21 protein-coding genes are annotated in these 15589 nt (G+C 34.1%); 10 read left to right on the top strand and 11 right to left on the bottom strand.

The genetic code is table 11. The annotated features are described in order from the left end of the window. Positions 1-998 precede the first annotated feature (998 nt). On the top strand, positions 999-1352 hold the full coding sequence (locus ACFIO5_RS08330; protein ID WP_375705231.1) for a helix-turn-helix domain-containing protein: 354 nt from the start codon (positions 999-1001) through the stop codon (positions 1350-1352). A 99-nt stretch (positions 1353-1451) separates the two neighbouring features. Here the strand turns inward: ACFIO5_RS08330 and ACFIO5_RS08325 are convergent, their stop codons facing one another. Then, entirely contained in the window at positions 1452-1772 is a 321-nt protein-coding gene (locus ACFIO5_RS08325; RefSeq protein WP_375630656.1) for a hypothetical protein, read from the bottom strand. Then, entirely contained in the window at positions 1769-2461 is a 693-nt protein-coding gene (locus ACFIO5_RS08320) for a nucleotide-binding protein (RefSeq protein ID WP_012755131.1), read from the bottom strand. Before ACFIO5_RS08320 ends, ACFIO5_RS08325 begins: the two co-directional genes overlap by 4 nt. 284 nt (positions 2462-2745) lie before the next feature. Here ACFIO5_RS08320 and ACFIO5_RS08315 point away from each other — a divergent pair, with 284 nt between their 5' ends. Both ACFIO5_RS08315 and ACFIO5_RS08310 read left to right on the top strand, forming a co-directional pair. Then, entirely contained in the window at positions 2746-2997 is a 252-nt protein-coding gene (locus tag ACFIO5_RS08315) for an AbrB/MazE/SpoVT family DNA-binding domain-containing protein (RefSeq protein WP_004857201.1), read from the top strand. After that, positions 2994-3392: a type II toxin-antitoxin system VapC family toxin gene (locus ACFIO5_RS08310; protein WP_375628370.1), complete on the top strand. Its 399-nt coding sequence runs from the start codon at positions 2994-2996 to the stop codon at positions 3390-3392. The genes ACFIO5_RS08315 and ACFIO5_RS08310 overlap by 4 nt, the downstream gene beginning before the upstream one ends. Before the next feature lie 210 nt (positions 3393-3602). On the opposite strand, the gene ACFIO5_RS08305 is transcribed toward ACFIO5_RS08310, so the two are convergent. Continuing rightward, positions 3603-4256, bottom strand: a complete 654-nt coding sequence (locus ACFIO5_RS08305) for a recombinase family protein (RefSeq protein ID WP_375641058.1) — start codon at positions 4254-4256, stop codon at positions 3603-3605. A gap of 206 nt (positions 4257-4462) precedes the next feature. Between ACFIO5_RS08305 and ACFIO5_RS08300 the strand changes: the two genes are divergently transcribed. Together ACFIO5_RS08300 and ACFIO5_RS08295 are read left to right on the top strand one after the other, a co-directional pair. After that, the gene (locus ACFIO5_RS08300) at positions 4463-4768 is read left to right on the top strand and encodes a hypothetical protein (RefSeq protein ID WP_375675802.1); all 306 of its coding nucleotides are present in this window, start codon (positions 4463-4465) and stop codon (positions 4766-4768) included. 91 nt (positions 4769-4859) lie between these two features. Continuing rightward, the gene (locus ACFIO5_RS08295) at positions 4860-5318 is read left to right on the top strand and encodes a hypothetical protein (protein WP_375675801.1); all 459 of its coding nucleotides are present in this window, start codon (positions 4860-4862) and stop codon (positions 5316-5318) included. A 69-nt stretch (positions 5319-5387) separates the two neighbouring features. Here the strand turns inward: ACFIO5_RS08295 and ACFIO5_RS08290 are convergent, their stop codons facing one another. The 4 genes from ACFIO5_RS08290 to ACFIO5_RS08275 form a co-directional block, all read right to left on the bottom strand. After that, the gene (locus ACFIO5_RS08290; RefSeq protein WP_007552402.1) at positions 5388-5603 is read right to left on the bottom strand and encodes a type II toxin-antitoxin system Y4mF family antitoxin; all 216 of its coding nucleotides are present in this window, start codon (positions 5601-5603) and stop codon (positions 5388-5390) included. A gap of 152 nt (positions 5604-5755) precedes the next feature. Continuing rightward, positions 5756-6211, bottom strand: coding sequence for a TIR domain-containing protein (locus tag ACFIO5_RS08285; protein ID WP_375705230.1), 456 nt, complete (start codon positions 6209-6211; stop codon positions 5756-5758). Positions 6212-6256: 45 nt separating this feature from the next. Then, positions 6257-6406: a hypothetical protein gene (locus ACFIO5_RS08280; protein ID WP_187147397.1), complete on the bottom strand. Its 150-nt coding sequence runs from the start codon at positions 6404-6406 to the stop codon at positions 6257-6259. A gap of 119 nt (positions 6407-6525) precedes the next feature. Next, positions 6526-7164: a hypothetical protein gene (locus ACFIO5_RS08275; protein WP_375705229.1), complete on the bottom strand. Its 639-nt coding sequence runs from the start codon at positions 7162-7164 to the stop codon at positions 6526-6528. A gap of 962 nt (positions 7165-8126) precedes the next feature. On the opposite strand from ACFIO5_RS08275, the gene ACFIO5_RS08270 reads away from it, so the two are divergent. After that, on the top strand, positions 8127-8708 hold the full coding sequence (locus ACFIO5_RS08270; RefSeq protein ID WP_375705228.1) for a hypothetical protein: 582 nt from the start codon (positions 8127-8129) through the stop codon (positions 8706-8708). Positions 8709-8767: 59 nt separating this feature from the next. Here the strand turns inward: ACFIO5_RS08270 and ACFIO5_RS08265 are convergent, their stop codons facing one another. Beyond that, entirely contained in the window at positions 8768-9253 is a 486-nt protein-coding gene (locus tag ACFIO5_RS08265; protein WP_273724029.1) for a helix-turn-helix domain-containing protein, read from the bottom strand. Between the two features lie 27 nt (positions 9254-9280). Continuing rightward, positions 9281-10630: a replication initiation protein RepC gene (gene repC / locus ACFIO5_RS08260; RefSeq protein WP_375705227.1), complete on the bottom strand. Its 1350-nt coding sequence runs from the start codon at positions 10628-10630 to the stop codon at positions 9281-9283. 320 nt (positions 10631-10950) lie between these two features. Here repC and traG point away from each other — a divergent pair, with 320 nt between their 5' ends. The 4 genes from traG (at position 10951) to ACFIO5_RS08240 (ending at position 14349) form a co-directional block, all read left to right on the top strand. After that, on the top strand, positions 10951-12708 hold the full coding sequence (traG, locus tag ACFIO5_RS08255) for a Ti-type conjugative transfer system protein TraG (protein WP_375705226.1): 1758 nt from the start codon (positions 10951-10953) through the stop codon (positions 12706-12708). 425 nt (positions 12709-13133) lie between these two features. Beyond that, complete coding sequence (locus ACFIO5_RS08250; protein WP_375705225.1) at positions 13134-13541, top strand: replication protein RepA; 408 nt, start codon at positions 13134-13136, stop codon at positions 13539-13541. 224 nt (positions 13542-13765) lie between these two features. Then, positions 13766-14044, top strand: coding sequence for a type II toxin-antitoxin system RelE/ParE family toxin (locus ACFIO5_RS08245; protein WP_012755126.1), 279 nt, complete (start codon positions 13766-13768; stop codon positions 14042-14044). Between the two features lie 17 nt (positions 14045-14061). Then, a complete protein-coding gene (locus ACFIO5_RS08240) occupies positions 14062-14349 on the top strand; it encodes a HigA family addiction module antitoxin (RefSeq protein ID WP_375705224.1) in 288 nt (95 codons plus the stop codon). Positions 14350-14398: 49 nt separating this feature from the next. On the opposite strand, the gene ACFIO5_RS08235 is transcribed toward ACFIO5_RS08240, so the two are convergent. Both ACFIO5_RS08235 and ACFIO5_RS08230 read right to left on the bottom strand, forming a co-directional pair. Continuing rightward, complete coding sequence (locus tag ACFIO5_RS08235; protein WP_375705223.1) at positions 14399-14794, bottom strand: hypothetical protein; 396 nt, start codon at positions 14792-14794, stop codon at positions 14399-14401. A gap of 180 nt (positions 14795-14974) precedes the next feature. Then, on the bottom strand, positions 14975-15589 hold a 615-nt coding region (locus ACFIO5_RS08230), incomplete at its 5' end, for a hypothetical protein (RefSeq protein ID WP_375705222.1).

The raw sequence follows: 15589 nt of genomic DNA, 5'->3' as shown, positions 1-15589 counted from the left end.
TCAATAAAACCACCAAGATCACCAGCCTTGACATCACCAAAGTCTCTTAATGCACGGATACGATAAAGTGTAACATCACCAACTTGTTTGGTTTCATTTGTAAATTCATATTTTTTGGAGATAGCGTTCATAATGAACTACTTTAGGTTATAATGTTTTGAATTGACTCCTATAAAGGCGTCGGGCGCTCAAAACACAGCCTAAAGTCTGTTGTTATGCTTTTCCCATAAGGGTATTATATGACATAACTACACCCGACAAAATCATTATACGTTTTTAAAACATAAAAGACAGTCAGTTTTTGAAAAGCAAAGAAAGATTGTTTCGTAATCTATTCGCTTTAGGCTTAGTGTTTTGATCACTTAAGTATTAATATAGTAAAATACCCATTTATTGTCAACTGTTTTTTTGTCTTTTTTGGCATTTTTTATAATATTTTCAAATATTTATCTCATAAAATAGCTTATAATTTTTATCTCTTTCTTTTGTAGTATTTGCCCTAAAAGCTCTCCCTTCTAATCATGATTTCAGAGCCGCGTGAGAGGGACAAAACAAGACGTTAGGTTCTTTGTCAAGGACGCCTTTAGGCGCCATGTAATGGTTTCCTTGACACTAAGAACCAAGGATTGTTAGTCCTCTCATTAAACGCGGATCTGATGTCATGATTTTGGTGAGCGTTCCAGAGAGTTTGAGAGGCGGATAGCCTCTCATTAAAAATAAAGTTTATAAATAAAAACTATTTTTATTTGCCAATCTCCTGAAATTGTTTTATCACTTAAGAAATATTTTGGTCGTCTACGCAGCGATCAAGAGGGAAATAAAGCCCTAAGTTCGAGAGTAAAAATTAGCCACTATGTGGTCACCCGGAATTCCGGGAGTTTTTGTTATGTCCAAGTGCTTCTCAGCACTAAAAGCAAAAAGCTGACTCGAACTCAGTACTTTATTACTCCCGGAATACTAATGCGAGGGCGCTCGCACCCGGTAGGGGGGAATTTAAAGTGCAAAAAAAAACTCCACATTTAAATGACGTTTCTGTAGGAGAAAAAATTCGCTATAGAAGAAAGTACATGGGAATTTCTCAGACAGAATTAGGAAAAAAATTAGGAGTAAGCTTCCAACAAATCCAAAAATATGAAAACGGCTCAAATCGTGTAGGAGCTGGGCGTTTGCAGGAAATCGCTAACATACTAGATGTTCATATCTCCTTTTTTTATACGGATATTTCACAAAAAAGAAATATCTCATACCCTTATGATGAAGGAATTTCCAGTAAAGAATACTGCCTTTTAAGAGGTTTTAGACAACTCAAACCTAAAAAACAGAAAGCAATTTTGTGGTTGGTTTCCGAATAGAATGAATACTTTTAAAATTATATTACATACAGCTATCTTCTCTCTTCATAAGAAGATTTTAAATATTTATTACGTATTTTGTACGTAAATAATAAATAATCATCGTTTATTTTGTGTGTAATTGTTATTTACGTAATTTTCAATAAGACGATTAAGAAAATCACCACCATCTTCATTAAGTTCGTCTGCTAAAGACCAAAAACTGTCTCTTACTTCTGGTTCAAGTGCAAGTGTTAATCGTGCTGTTTTTAAACTACGTCTTCTACGTCCACTACCACGTTTTGTTTCTACACTATGACGTGTCGTAAAACCATTATTTTGACCTATCTTACCTAATTCTTGTTCATCTACTTTTTGTGCTTTTGTAAACGGTTTTAAATTTTGAAGATCCGGTAATACAATTTCAGCTCTTTTTGTCATGCTACTTTGTCCTTTAATAAATTTTCATTATCCAATACCTTCACAACAGCGTTAGCAAAAACCGTTGCATTTTCTTGTGCTGCTTGAGGATTATTCACATCAGAAGATGCTAAATCAAAGAGAGACCCCCCTATCTGAAAAAGAGCACTAAAAGCTCCTCTTTCAGTTAATGAAGCAGGTAAAATAGGAAGATTAGCTTTTTCTAGCGTTTTCTCTATATGCTGTCCTTCGCGACTGTTTAAGGTATTGGTCATAGAAAATACGATACGAAAAGGTATTTCTCTTTTAAAAAACTGACTCTGTTGTTTTATTAAAGCAATGATCTTTCCTATCTGATCTCCATCAAGTTGTTTTTTTCTCATAGGAACCAAAACTAAATCCGCTCTCCCTATAGCAAAAGAAGCCGCAAGATTAGCAGAACCTTCAAGGTCAACAATAACAAATGGAAACTGTTCTACAGCATCATCAATGCAAGAAACAATATTCTGTTCTGTAATGTCTCCAGAAACTTCTATATTTTTGGGCATTGTATCTACAGATCTTTTCATCCATGTCACAAGTGGTTGATTTGGGTCTGCATCAATTAATTTCACCTTAGATCCGGCTTTAGCAAAAACGTTAGCTAATACTAATGCCATTGTGGATTTTCCAACACCACCTTTTGTTGAACACATAGTAATTACAGGCATTAAGATATTCCTTATTCAATGAATAAACACTAAATAAATAACATTTATTTATTACGTATTTATTAAAACTATAAATAATTATTATTTATTTTGTAAATATTTATTATTTACGTACAAAATACGTAATAAATATTTATATCTTGTTAATTTCAAATCAGGTATAATCGGGTGTGCACATTCCAGTATGCAAACGAGTTTATTTCACAATTTCGTTTCTTGTGAGTAATTGATTTTTACATTACTTTTATGTATATTAGATAATTATATAGTAAGAGGAATTTTTTATGTCTTCATTAACAGTTACAGCAAAAGGACAAATTACGCTAAAGCGGGATTTACTACAGCACCTTGGTGTTAAACCAGGTGAGAAGATTGACTTTGATAAGTTACCAGGTGGTGAACTTCGTATAAAAGCGTCACAGCCTACAAGCACTATTGAAAGCTTTATTGGACGATTTTCTGGAAAACTAAAAAAACCTCTAACCATTGAAGAAATGAACGAAATTACAGCTTCTAGTTGGGCTGGGAAAAAATGAAGATTTCTGTAGATACAAATGTTCTGGCTCGTGCTGTTTTACAAGATGATAAAAAGCAAGGGGAGGTAGCAAGTAAGATTTTAAGAGAAGCTTCTCTCATAGCTATTTCTCTACCTTGTCTATGCGAACTTGTTTGGATACTTCGCCGAGGTGCAAGACTATCAAAAGAAGATGTAGCTGGAATGTTACGCGACTTGCTAGCAACCAGTAATATAGTAATGAATAGACCAGCTGTTGAAGCAGGGCTTGCTATTCTAGAGGCTGGTGGTGATTTTGCTGATGGAATTATAGCTTATGAAGGTAATTGGCTAGGTGGTGAGACATTTGTTTCGTTTGATAAATTAGCAATCGACCTATTAAAGAAAAACGGACAGTTAGTAAAACTCCTTACTTAATGAGTGAGCTAATACCTATAAAAGAATAAGCTATAGATGTGGATTTTCCAACACCACCTTTTGTTGAACACATAGTAATTACAGGTATTAAAATATTTCTTATTTACTAAATAAATATCATTTATTTAATACGTATTTTGTACGTAAATAATAAATATACTTCAATGCATCACGTCATGGAAAAGAACTATCAACTTGGCGCAGTTTATCTTAATTTTCCAATGTTCTTGGCATGGTAATGATAGGCTTTGTTTTTGTAAGCTTGATGTTTTTACGTTCAATAAATAAACGTAAGGTGTTCACACTAACTCCTAATGTCTTAGCAATACGGCTCTGTGATAAACCAACATTTATAAATGCTTGAATTTCATCAATATGATTGTCCAGCTTTAATTGCGTAGCTTTACTTCCTTTTGGCCGGCCAAGTTTTATTCCTCGTTGACGAGCAACATTTAAGGCTTCTTTTGTGCGTGTTTGAATTAAATGCCGTTCAATTTGTGATACCATACCCAATACGTTTGCAATGATATCGCTTTGTAAACTTCCATCCATGATAAGGTTTTGTTTAGTTATATGCACAATTAAACCACGTTCACTGGCTGCTTTGAGAATTTCTAAAACAGCAAGAGAAGAACCAGCTATACGAGAAAACTCCGGTGTGAGTAAAACATCACCACATTCAGCTTTTTCAATTAAAGCACCAAGTTTACGCTTACGCCAATCTTTTCCTCTACTTGCAATTTCTTCCTCAATATAAAGTGGAGCAAAGCCATTTTTATTAGCATATTCTAACAATCCAAATTTTTGATTTTCTGTATCTTGTCCATCACGAGAAACACGTAAATAAGCATAAAATTTTGGCATTTTCAGTAAAAAGGTTATTTTTGATTAAAACTGATATATTATTGCATAGAAAAAATAGGAATTAAATATACAATTTTCGTTCATAAAAAATGATCGTTTTTTCTGATAGGATAATCAAAATAATCAATGATAAAATAGGAAATTTGATTGATCAGATTTAATCATTAAATTAATATTTCAAGACAGATTACAGAAAGGAATTTCCTATGGAAAAGAAATTACCCAAAAGTTATATGACTGATGCTGAACGCGAGGAATTACGAGTAGGCGGTTTAGATCAAGATGGTATTTATACTGCCGAGTCAGAAGCTGCAGATCATGCCGGTGATGGCAACGCAGCATGGGAATGGTTGGCAATGACTGAGCCTCCAGCACATACACTTTTGTTTCTTAGATCTGAACATGGAGCACAATTTATTCGTGATATGGGATTTTCTACAAAAAAAGCTGATGAGAAATATGGTCCAGATTGGTTAGACAAAGGTGTTATGATAGGAGGCGATTATTTCTGAAGAAGACGACAAGATAGAAAAGATTTTTTTCCGTGAAAATAACTATGTAGAAAGTCGTGCTCAAACATTAGCGACTAAGAAGCTATGTAGTGTGTGGAATGAATTGTATGATCATGTTTGTGATGTTGGACGTAGCAATAACTTATCATTACTTATTAGTACAGAACGCAAAATTGTAAAAAATGATTTGTTTAGATATGCCAATAGTAAGTCTATGGCAGGGAGCCTCAGAACAGCTTTAGCGGAAATAGATGTTATTAAAGATCATGTAATGATTGTTTCTGATCCTAAGCAATATGACATAATCAATAGGGGACATAATCTACCAAAGCTTCGCAAAAATGGATTGCCTTATGATGCAGCTAGACGAGCAATGGCATCACATTATACACGGTTGAAAAATCTCGATAAAGGGCGTTTAACAGATATTGAAAAGTCTATCCTTGATATGCGGATGAATAATATGAAGGTAATGCGCAAGATCTACGAAAATATGCAAGCTAAAGCTATAAATCTTTATACAAATAATCAGTATCGTAGAGAAACGTGAGATCTCCACTTTTTTCTTGTTGTAATTGACCTACTAATTTTGCGTGTAAATAAACATCAAGTGTACGGGTCATAATTTTTCATTTTCAATCTGAATATCAAGACCAAGCATTGAAAGCACATGTATGGTTTTTCCAACATGACAAGACTCTTTGCCTCTTTCTAAATCACGGATAAAACGCACACCAACCCCTGATGTAGCTGCTAACTGTTCTTGTGTTAATCCTTGTTGTTTACGTGTATTTCTAACAATAAAACCCAATATTTTCATTCTGCTTTCAATCATAATCATCCCTTTCGGGATGATTATATCATTTCATGCTTTTATTACAAGAAAATAAACCTGTACGGGACGTTTTTATCCCATATACTCCTAAAGCCTTATCCCAAGAACAAAGAAGAGTGCATATTTTGCGTATACTTCATACAGAAAAAAATTCAGTAGTTAACTGTATCTAAATTGAATCCGGCTGTGTTTAATAGTTCAACAAGTTTTGGGAGCGTCTCTTTTACGTGTTCATTAAAAGGAATATAATTAATCCCTTCATAATCTAAAGGTACTTCAACATCTCGTTTTTTTAAAATAGCAATATTTCTGCAAGAAATTATAGGAAACAACATACCCATTTTTAAAATAACATTTTGATTAGCGCGCGGCTGTGCGTCTTTTTTATCAGCAGATTTTGCATAGCCAATGTCATCGGGAGTAAGTAGAACAATACCAAATTTTGGAGAATTAGTTTGCATACTAATTTCTTGTTTAAAATCCTCAATAGTAGTTAAATCATCACTACCAAATTTCAGAACGTATGGTTCCAATCCAAGCTTTAAAAGAATACGTTCAGTTTGTTCTAAAATAGTATGATTATTATATACAATAAAAATTTTTGGCATTTGGATCTCCCCTAAAAAATATATGCATTTGACCCAGAGGGCTTATTATTCCTTATCAACGAATAATTGCGATAAAAATTTCTCCCAATCTATATTTTCCTTTAATTTATCATTAGTCTCTTTATCAAATTTTATTTGTTTACCATTTACAGTAAAATAAAATTCAACACTTTCGATATCATCATGATTGAGCATTTCCAACACCTATAATTTCAGTTATGTTCCATGTTTTATTGAGTTTAATGGAAATTTTAATACCTTTGTTTTTACATTGCTCTCTGAAAGCAGGCGCCCCCCCGCACCTGCTATTTTATTTACGCAACATCCTCATACTCATCACGAAAATAATCATCATCACTACCAAATCTTGGAATTGCCTCATCATGAATTTGATCACCAAATGATAAAGAGGCATTGCTATGAATACAAGAATAGCCAGATACAACAGCATCATCAATGACACTGGAATGATCACAAATATAAGCACCATCACCAACAATGGCATCCCCCCCGACATGAGCATCACCACAAATAACAGATGTATCAGAAATATAAGCATTATCACTTACAGAGGCGTTATCATAAATTTTTGCATTACCTTCAATTACAACAGCGTTTTGAATATGGGCGTTGCCATAAACCTCACAATAATCATTTATTGTCATGCCTTCAAAAATAGCATTGCCATAAATTTGTGCATCACCATAAACGTCTACAAAAAAGCTTTTCACTTTACCATTTTCATAAACCCTTGCATTTTGAAAAACGCGTGCTTTATCGTAAACCCAGCAATTGCCATCATGAGATAAGTTGCTTTCCTTTTCAATAAAACCACCAAGATCACCAGCCTTGACATCACCAAAGTCTCTTAATGCACGGATACGATAAAGTGTAACATCACCAACTTGTTTGGTTTCATTTGTAAATTCATATTTTTTGGAGATAGCGTTCATAATGAACTCCTTACGGTTTAAAAGTTTTGAATTGACACCCTATAAGGCGTCGGGCGTTCAAAACACGGCCGTAAGTCCGTTGTTATGCTTTTCCCTAAAAGGGTGTTGTATGGCATAACCACACCCGACAAAATCACTATATATGCTAATAAAAGCATAAAAGACAGTCAGTTTCTGAAAGCAAGAAAAGATTTTTTGTCATCTGTTTTCTTACGGCTTAGTGTTTTGATCACTTAAGTATTAATATAGCAAAATACCGATTTATTGTCAACTATTTTTTTGTCTTTTTTTGGAATTTTTTATAATATTTTCAAATATTTATCTCATAAAATAGCTTATAATTTTTATCTCTTTCTTTTGTAGTCTTTGCCCTAAAAGCTCTCCCTTCTAATCATGATTTCGGAGCCGCGTGAGAGGGACGAAACAAGACGTTAGGTTCTTTGTCAAGGACGCCGTTAGGCGCCATGTAATGGTTTCCTTGACACTAAGAACCAAGGATTGTTAGTCCTCTCATTAAACGCGGATCTGATGTCATGATTTTGGTGAGCGTTCCGGAGAGTTTGAGAGGCAGATAGCCTCTCATTAAAAAAGGATAAAGGATCTAATAAAATAATTGCTAAATAAAAATATCTTGTATATATCTTTTTTTGGAGGAAGAGGTTCTAAAAAGTTATCCCCGCTAGGATAAGTTGATCATTTATCTCTTTCTCTTTTTTTTAAATCAAAAATTTTTCTCATTTTCGACCTTCTTTACGCCTTTTAAAAATAAGGATTAATGGCACTAAAGATGAATAATTAAAATATTTATTTCGTATATAAATTATTATTTATGCAAATTTAAAAACTCCAATTACCTTATTTAAAAAACACTTTTTATGACATAATTAAATATTTTTTGCCTATTGTCCGGATTCTTTTTCCAAGTTAGCATAAGAAGACATCTCATTAAGAAAGGTTTTTCTGTGGAAGAAGAAGTAGTAGCAAAAATCTATACAAATGATAGTAAGCATGAAAAATATCAAGATAAACTAGAATATTTGTTCGATCAACAGCATAAATATATGCAAGAATTTAGTAATACATTGGAGGCAAAAAAATTACATGATGTGCGAAGTGATTTGTACAATTATCTTCGTGATATTGGACAAAATGGTGATATATCGTTACTCATCAGTAGTGAGCGCTCTTTAACAGAAAATGATTTTATCCAATACGGTAACAGTAAAGCTATGATCAAAATTTTCAAAAATGCTTTAGCTTATATAGATGTCATTAAAAAACATATAGCTCTTGTTAGTGATCCTGTACAATACCAATTTATAAATAAAACACATAGCTTACCCAAAAACCGAAAAGGTGGATTGCCTTATGATGAGGGGCGTAAAGCAATGGTATGGCATTATAAATGGCTAGAAGATACAGGATTATGCTTTTCAACCTCAATTGAACTATCGATCAACGAAGCACGAAAAGATAATATGAAAGCAATTCAAAAACTTTACGAACAAATGCAAGCAAAAGCTATCGATATAGATTTTTCATAATATTGGATAGGTAATTTTAAACTCACAATATTAGTATCGTACACTGAAAATATGCCATATTAGTATGCAATACGTTTTAATTTTTTATCTACTTTTTTCTTAAGTTCATAGTACCGAATGATAAAAATACGTAAATCAATCGCTCTAATTGTTGCAGTATAGCGTTCATAGTAATCTATGTCATCTATGTTTCGGCGACCATAATATCCAAAATCCCATATGACAATCAATCCGCAATCATACAAACGCGAGAGAATTGTACTAATACGACCTGGACTAAGAGAGCCAAAACTAATCTCTTGATTTGTTCTAAGAGTGATAGGAAATCCACCTTTTTTAAATTCTTTATCAGGTATTATTGCTAATAAGTTGGTAAGAATAACAGCTTCTGAATCAGAAATTAAATCAATCATGGGTAATTTAGAAGCTAATCTATATAGTCTATCGCGGCTTACTGTTTTATATTCAACATTCTCTGCTATTTTCTGATATTCTAGATGTTGTGCAGTTAACCGTCGCCCTATTATTTTCTTTGTTTTATCCATTTATTTTTTTCACTTTAATAAGATTTTTTATGCAAATTTTGACATTGTTAGATTTTTTAACGTTTTATTGAGTTCAAACTCAAACAAAGAGCTTTTTTCTTCGTTTAGCTTTATTTTCTGATTTTTTTCTAAGTTTAAACTATTTATTTCTTCTTGATCAGCTTGCTTCAGCAAAGCATAGAGTGACCGTTCTAGGTATAATTCTCCTCGAATTTCTTTATCAATCATGCCGCGGAGATATCCCCCTGGTGATTTTACAAGTCCTCTAGCATATTTTTCAAAAATGATAGCAATAGCCAGAGCTGTTTTTTTAAGTCCCATAATTTTTGTAGCTTGTTCAGCGGCATGTTCTGAAACTTTAATCATTCTGTACATAGGATACATAGAATGTATCAAATCGCTTTCTGTTTGGAAACTACATTCAGAAAACAAGACGGCATTTGGTAAAGCCTTTTCTAGTATCTCCGGCTTAATTTGAGGCAATGTACTACCTTTTGAAGGGAGTGATGTTTCGGTTTTGCCTTTCTTTATTTTTTCAAAAGCCATTTTAATGTGACCTCCGGTCACATTAATGATTTGAGTGTGTTCAGATAACTCTGAACACTCATTTTTGTTACAATTACAATTATAGTTAGGGGTTGTATGTTCTATGTGTATGTCATTGGAGGCATATCTGTATGTCGTTTTTAATGTTTTTAGCTTAAAAAAACGCTGTAAAATCCATTCAAAAAGATGGGATGCCTTTTGTAATTTTTCAAAAGATGCTTTTGTTGGTCGACCAATAATATGAAGAATTTTTTGCATTCTAGAAAAAAGCAATGAGATAAACGGAGTTTCTTCCATTTCTGTATAACAGGTTTTAATTTGACGCAACAATCCTCTAAAATAATGCAAAGCTTCATTCTTTTTATCATAACATTCCAGAGCTTCGTCTGCTTTTTGCTTAAGTTCATGATATCGCGCAACAAGAATACGTAAATCAATACCGCAAGCTGTTACGATATCATCGCTATGGTTACGTATAGGATAGCGTTTAAAGTTACCAGAGTCGCGCATAACAATAAAACCACAATCATAGAGAGATGAAAGCAATCGACTAATGCGTCCTTCACTACGACTAATGTCATAACCAAGTTGTTGATTGCTTTTGAAAACAATAGGAACTCCTCCTTTTTCAAATGAATCTCTTGAAGCTGTATCCAGTAACTCAAGAAGAAGTTCGCCTTCTGGTTTTTTAACTAAACCAGTTTTTTTCATGTTTTTAGCCAATCCAATCAATTGACCACGGCTTACAGAACCAATCTCAGCAGTTTCTGCTAATTTTCTAAATTCTATATGATGTGCATTTATCTTTCTTCCAGATGTTTTCTTAACCATAATTTTTAAAACCTCTCTATTGGAGGCAAAAAAAACGTTAAAAATATCCCTTTTCTACAAAATTTCTCTTGCAGAATGCATCACGATAAATTAAATTAGGAGTTAATTTGGTAATTAATTCTTTTTAATTTAATTTAGTTTGGTTTTCCTAACTTGGTTTTCCTAACTTAATTTATCTTTAAGACATTTTTAGAAACCCTTCTGTTAACGCAGTTGGGTTTTTATTTTTTTGCCATTATACTTCCCTCTATTTGAAACGACTCATAGCTTGAAAAAAGCGTGTCAAGGTCAAAGCTATATTAAAAAAAAAAGATTTTCAATTGGATATTTTAATCCTTATTGCACTTTCATGTTCTTCATTCATCTTATTACAAAAAAGGCATATCAGAAAAAATATCACTATTTCGTCCATGATCATCTTTGGTTTGTTTGCAACTTATTATAGTGCAAATGAATATATCAGACTTAGTCCCTATGTAGGTCAAGATAATATGACATGGGCGGATGTTCTTCCTTTCTTTGATAGGATGGTTTTATGGGGTGTTGTTATTGGCGTTGTTATCCTTGGTTACACTATGAATCTTTCTTTGGCAAAAGTATCGCCTCTAAAACAATCAAAAAATACAATCTTTGGTGATATGCAATGGCTGAGTATGAAAAAACTTGAAAATATCTTTCCAAGTGATGGTGAAATAGTTATAGGAGAGCGCTATAGAGTCGACGAAGATGTTGTTAAAGATGTCAAATTTGATCCTAACGACAAAACTACATGGGGGAAAGGCGGTAGCCAGCCATTGTTAACATATAAACTGGATTTTGATTCAACCCATATGTTATTTTTTGCTGGTCCTGGTGGTTATAAAACAACCAGTAATGTTATTCCAACTTGTCTCAAATATTCCGGTCCAATGGTCGTTTTTGATCCTTCAACTGAAATCGCTCCAATAGTTAAAGGTGCAAGGGAGGCTTTAAAAAGAGAAGTATACGTGCTTGACCCCCATGGTTCTTCAACAGAAACTTTTAATCCTTTAGATTGGTTGTTAGATGAAAATATCCCCCATTATGAAAGAGAAGCGGGTTTGATTGAAGTTGCTAGACTCCTTCTTTCTGAAAACTACAAATCAACTTCAACAGATCAATTCTTTATATCACACGCACATAATTTATTAACAGGACTACTTGCACATATTGTCTTTTCTGATGAATATGAATTTGAGAGAAAAAACTTAAAAACTCTTCGTATGATTGTATCAGAGCCAGAACCATCCGTGATTGGAAAATTGCAATTGATACAATCAAATTCTTCATCGCAATTTATCCGTGAAACCCTTGGGGTCTTTACCAATATGGCACCGCAAACTTTCTCTGGTGTTTATGCTACTGCTTCTAAAGATACCCAATGGCTTTCCCTCGCTAACTATGCAAACCTTATCAGTGGTAATGATTTTAAAACTACCGATATAGCAAAGGGGGAAATTGATATTTTTCTAAATATCCCCTCAAAAATTTTAAAATCTTATCCAGGTGTTGGGCGTATCCTTGTTGGCTCTTTTCTCAAAGCTATGGAAGCTGCTGATGGTAACTATGCAAAAAGGGTACTCTTTGTCTTAGACGAAATTGATCTTCTAGGATATATGAACATCCTAGAAGAAGCGCGTGACCGCGGACGTAAATATGGGATATCCCTTATGCTCTTTTATCAAGCTATAGGACAACTTGAAAACCATTTTGGTCCAGCAGGCACTATATCATGGTTTGAAGGTTGTTCTTTTGTAAGCTATGCTGCTATCAAAGATTCTAAAACAGCAGAAAGTGTGTCCAAGGCATGTGGTCAAATAACTGTCGAAGTGAAAAATTCAAGCAAAAATCTAGGAGGATTCCATACAAGAAGGACAGAAAATATAAACACCCAGCATAGACCTTTAATATATCCACATGAGATGACACGAAACATGCGAAAAGACGAACAGATCATTCTCGTGCAAGGGGAGCTCCCTATTCGTTGCGGACGTGCCATATATTTCAGAAGAAAGGATTTAAGGGCTCTTGCTAACAAAAATAGATTTGCCCCTAAATAATAATATCTCCTAAATAGAACTCACTTCGTTCGTCCATAATCAATAAAATGAGAGGCTATCCGCCTCTCAAACTCTCCGGAACGCTCACCAAAATCATGACATCAGATCCGCGTTTAATGAGAGGACTAACAAGTCTTGGTTCTTAGTGTCAAGGAAACCCTTACAGGGCGCCTAAAGGCGTCCTTGACAAAGAACCTAACGTCTTGTTTCGTCCATCTCACGCGGCTCCGAAATCATGATTAGAAGGAGAGCTTTTAAGGGTGCCTACACAGCACCTTATAGTAGGGAAAAAAACATTTGATTTTTTAACTACGTGGATAAAAAAAATATACAAAATAGATGTAAAATAGTGGAGGTTATGGACGGCTTTGTTGTTTGTGTCATACCTAAAAGGCAAAAATGGATTTAAAAAGGAATGGATTGCAATGCCTCAACATCCGATGGCTATAATAGCGAAAAGTAATTTAAACGGATATGATCTCAAGGTGTTTTTCATTCTAGCTTCTCGTCTTGATTTCAAAAATCTATTAGTTGTCAATCAAACGGAATTGGCTAAAAAAGTTGGTATTACCAGACATCACTTTAATCGAAGCATAAAAAGACTAATAGCTATGGATATTCTTTTGGAAGGTCCTCGTATTGGGATTAATAGATCCTACCGTCTCAACCCAAACCTTGGTTGGAAAGGTAGTGCTAAAATCCACAAAATAGCTCTTAGAGAGAATTTAAAAAATCGCATAAAAGCAGCCGGTATTCAAGGTGTATATGAGAATGGCAAACCTTTAGAAATGGACATCAGTAATCAAATAGATCTCGAAGATTATCTTAGATGAAAAATAATTAGCTCCATTTATCCATAAAATAAGAGGCTGCCCCCTCCTCAATTCAAAAAATCTGCTTTAGCAGGCATTTTTGATGCTTAAAATATACAGATACAGAAGAGAAAAATAATAAAAGCATAGTAGTTACGCTTCACAATGTTACCAATAATGGTAACATTGTAGCTTAATGAACAACTTCTTCTTGTATTTTATAACGATACACATTACAGTGAAGCATGATTTTGGGATTTAAACATAAAGGGCTTGAAGCCTTCTACACTACTGGTACTACAAAAGGAATTCAGTCTGCTCATACTCAAAAGTTAAGGCGTATTCTAGGTGCTCTTGACGTAGCTATATCACCAAATGATTTGAATTATCCGTCCTTTCGATTACATCCTCTAAAAGGTGATCTTAAGGGGTATTGGTCAATTACTGTAAATGGAAATTGGCGTGTAATATTCCGTTTTGTTGGTATAGATATCGAATTAGTTGATTATCTAGATTATCATTGAATAAGGAGAGATAAAAAATGATGAAAAACCCTCCACATCCTGGAGAACTCTTGCGTGAAGATGTAATCGTAGAGATTGGTTTATCTGTTACCGAAACAGCTGAACGGCTTGGTATGTCTCGTGTAGCTTTTTCTAGGGTTTTAAATGGGAAAGCTGCTATTAGTCCCAATCTCGCTATTAGGCTTGAAATGGCTGGTGTGAGTACTGCACGTGCTTGGCTAGCTATGCAAACAAATTATGATTTAGCGCAAGCTTTAAAACAGAAACAACCTAAAATACATCCTCTTTGTACTAGCTCTTGTTAGTACCATTCTATCGTATTGGAGAGCTTGACGAACATTCTCTAATAAGCTTTTACTTGAAAAGCATAAGATCAGAACCGGGAGGAGCTAACCGTAATAGGAGCGTATCGTACCCCCAATTGACAGCTAAACTTAGAAATATCAAAACTATATAACCAATGACCATTGCTGTTTGGTGTTCAAAAGGTGCAGAGCCCGCTACATATCCAGTAAAAAAAATAAATAACACCAGCAAACTCCCCCCTGCTATAAACTCTGTTAAAATAATAACCGGTTTACGAATAAGCAAAAGAAAAAGGAAAAGGAAAAAAAGGCACGTTTTCAATATCTTATGTAATATTTTATAAACGATAGAAAACACTCTACGTATTATAGTTATTAAAATTGATTGTTTGGAATTTGGATTTTTTACTTTTTTATTTAATTTATTAGTAGATAGAGTGTCCATTACCCCCTCCAATATTTTTATCTATAAAACGCTTTATGGCTATATGATACGTTTTATTTTATTCACGATTATTTATATACCTATATAAATAATTATTTCAATTTTATGATTTTTTAGTGCTTAATGTGACATACGGTTTCTTTATTTTTAAAAAGCAGGCGCCCCCCTCGCGCCTGTTATTTATGCTACTTCAGCGACCGTTTTAACAATATTATCGCCTTCATAAACCTCACAATTTATGGGAACGAAAGAAAACCTGGCTGATCTTTTTATTATTGCATTGCCATATACATTACCTCTAATCACGAAATAACCAGAGATCTTCGCATTGCCATAAACAGAACCGTAAACATCAGTATGACACCCCACGCTAGCATTTTCATAGACCTTGCCATAAATTTTCGCTGCGCCATTAACAACAGCATGATCATAAACTTCTGCATTTCTATGAATACGTGCACCCCCAGATAATTTTGCATTACCATAAACCCGTGCATGATGATAAACCCATGCGTTATAAGAAAGGTGAGCATTGTCATAAACATGAGCTCCCACATACACGCGGGTTTTACCACATACATGCGCATTCCCATAAATGTGACCACAAACAATAGCATCATCACAAACAATAGCGTTATCATAAACACGACCGTAGCTAAAAGCCCATGCATCACCACCAACCCAGCAATTTCCGTCATGAGAGAGGTTATCTTCCTTCTCAATAAAACCACCAAGATCACCAGCCTTGACATCACCAAAGTCTCTTAATGCACGGATACGATAAAGTGTAACATC

It is taken from the genome of Bartonella sp. AA86SXKL (assembly GCF_042196885.1).
Note: the sequence above shows the minus strand (reverse complement) of the source record. Positions and strands in the feature narration are given on the sequence as shown.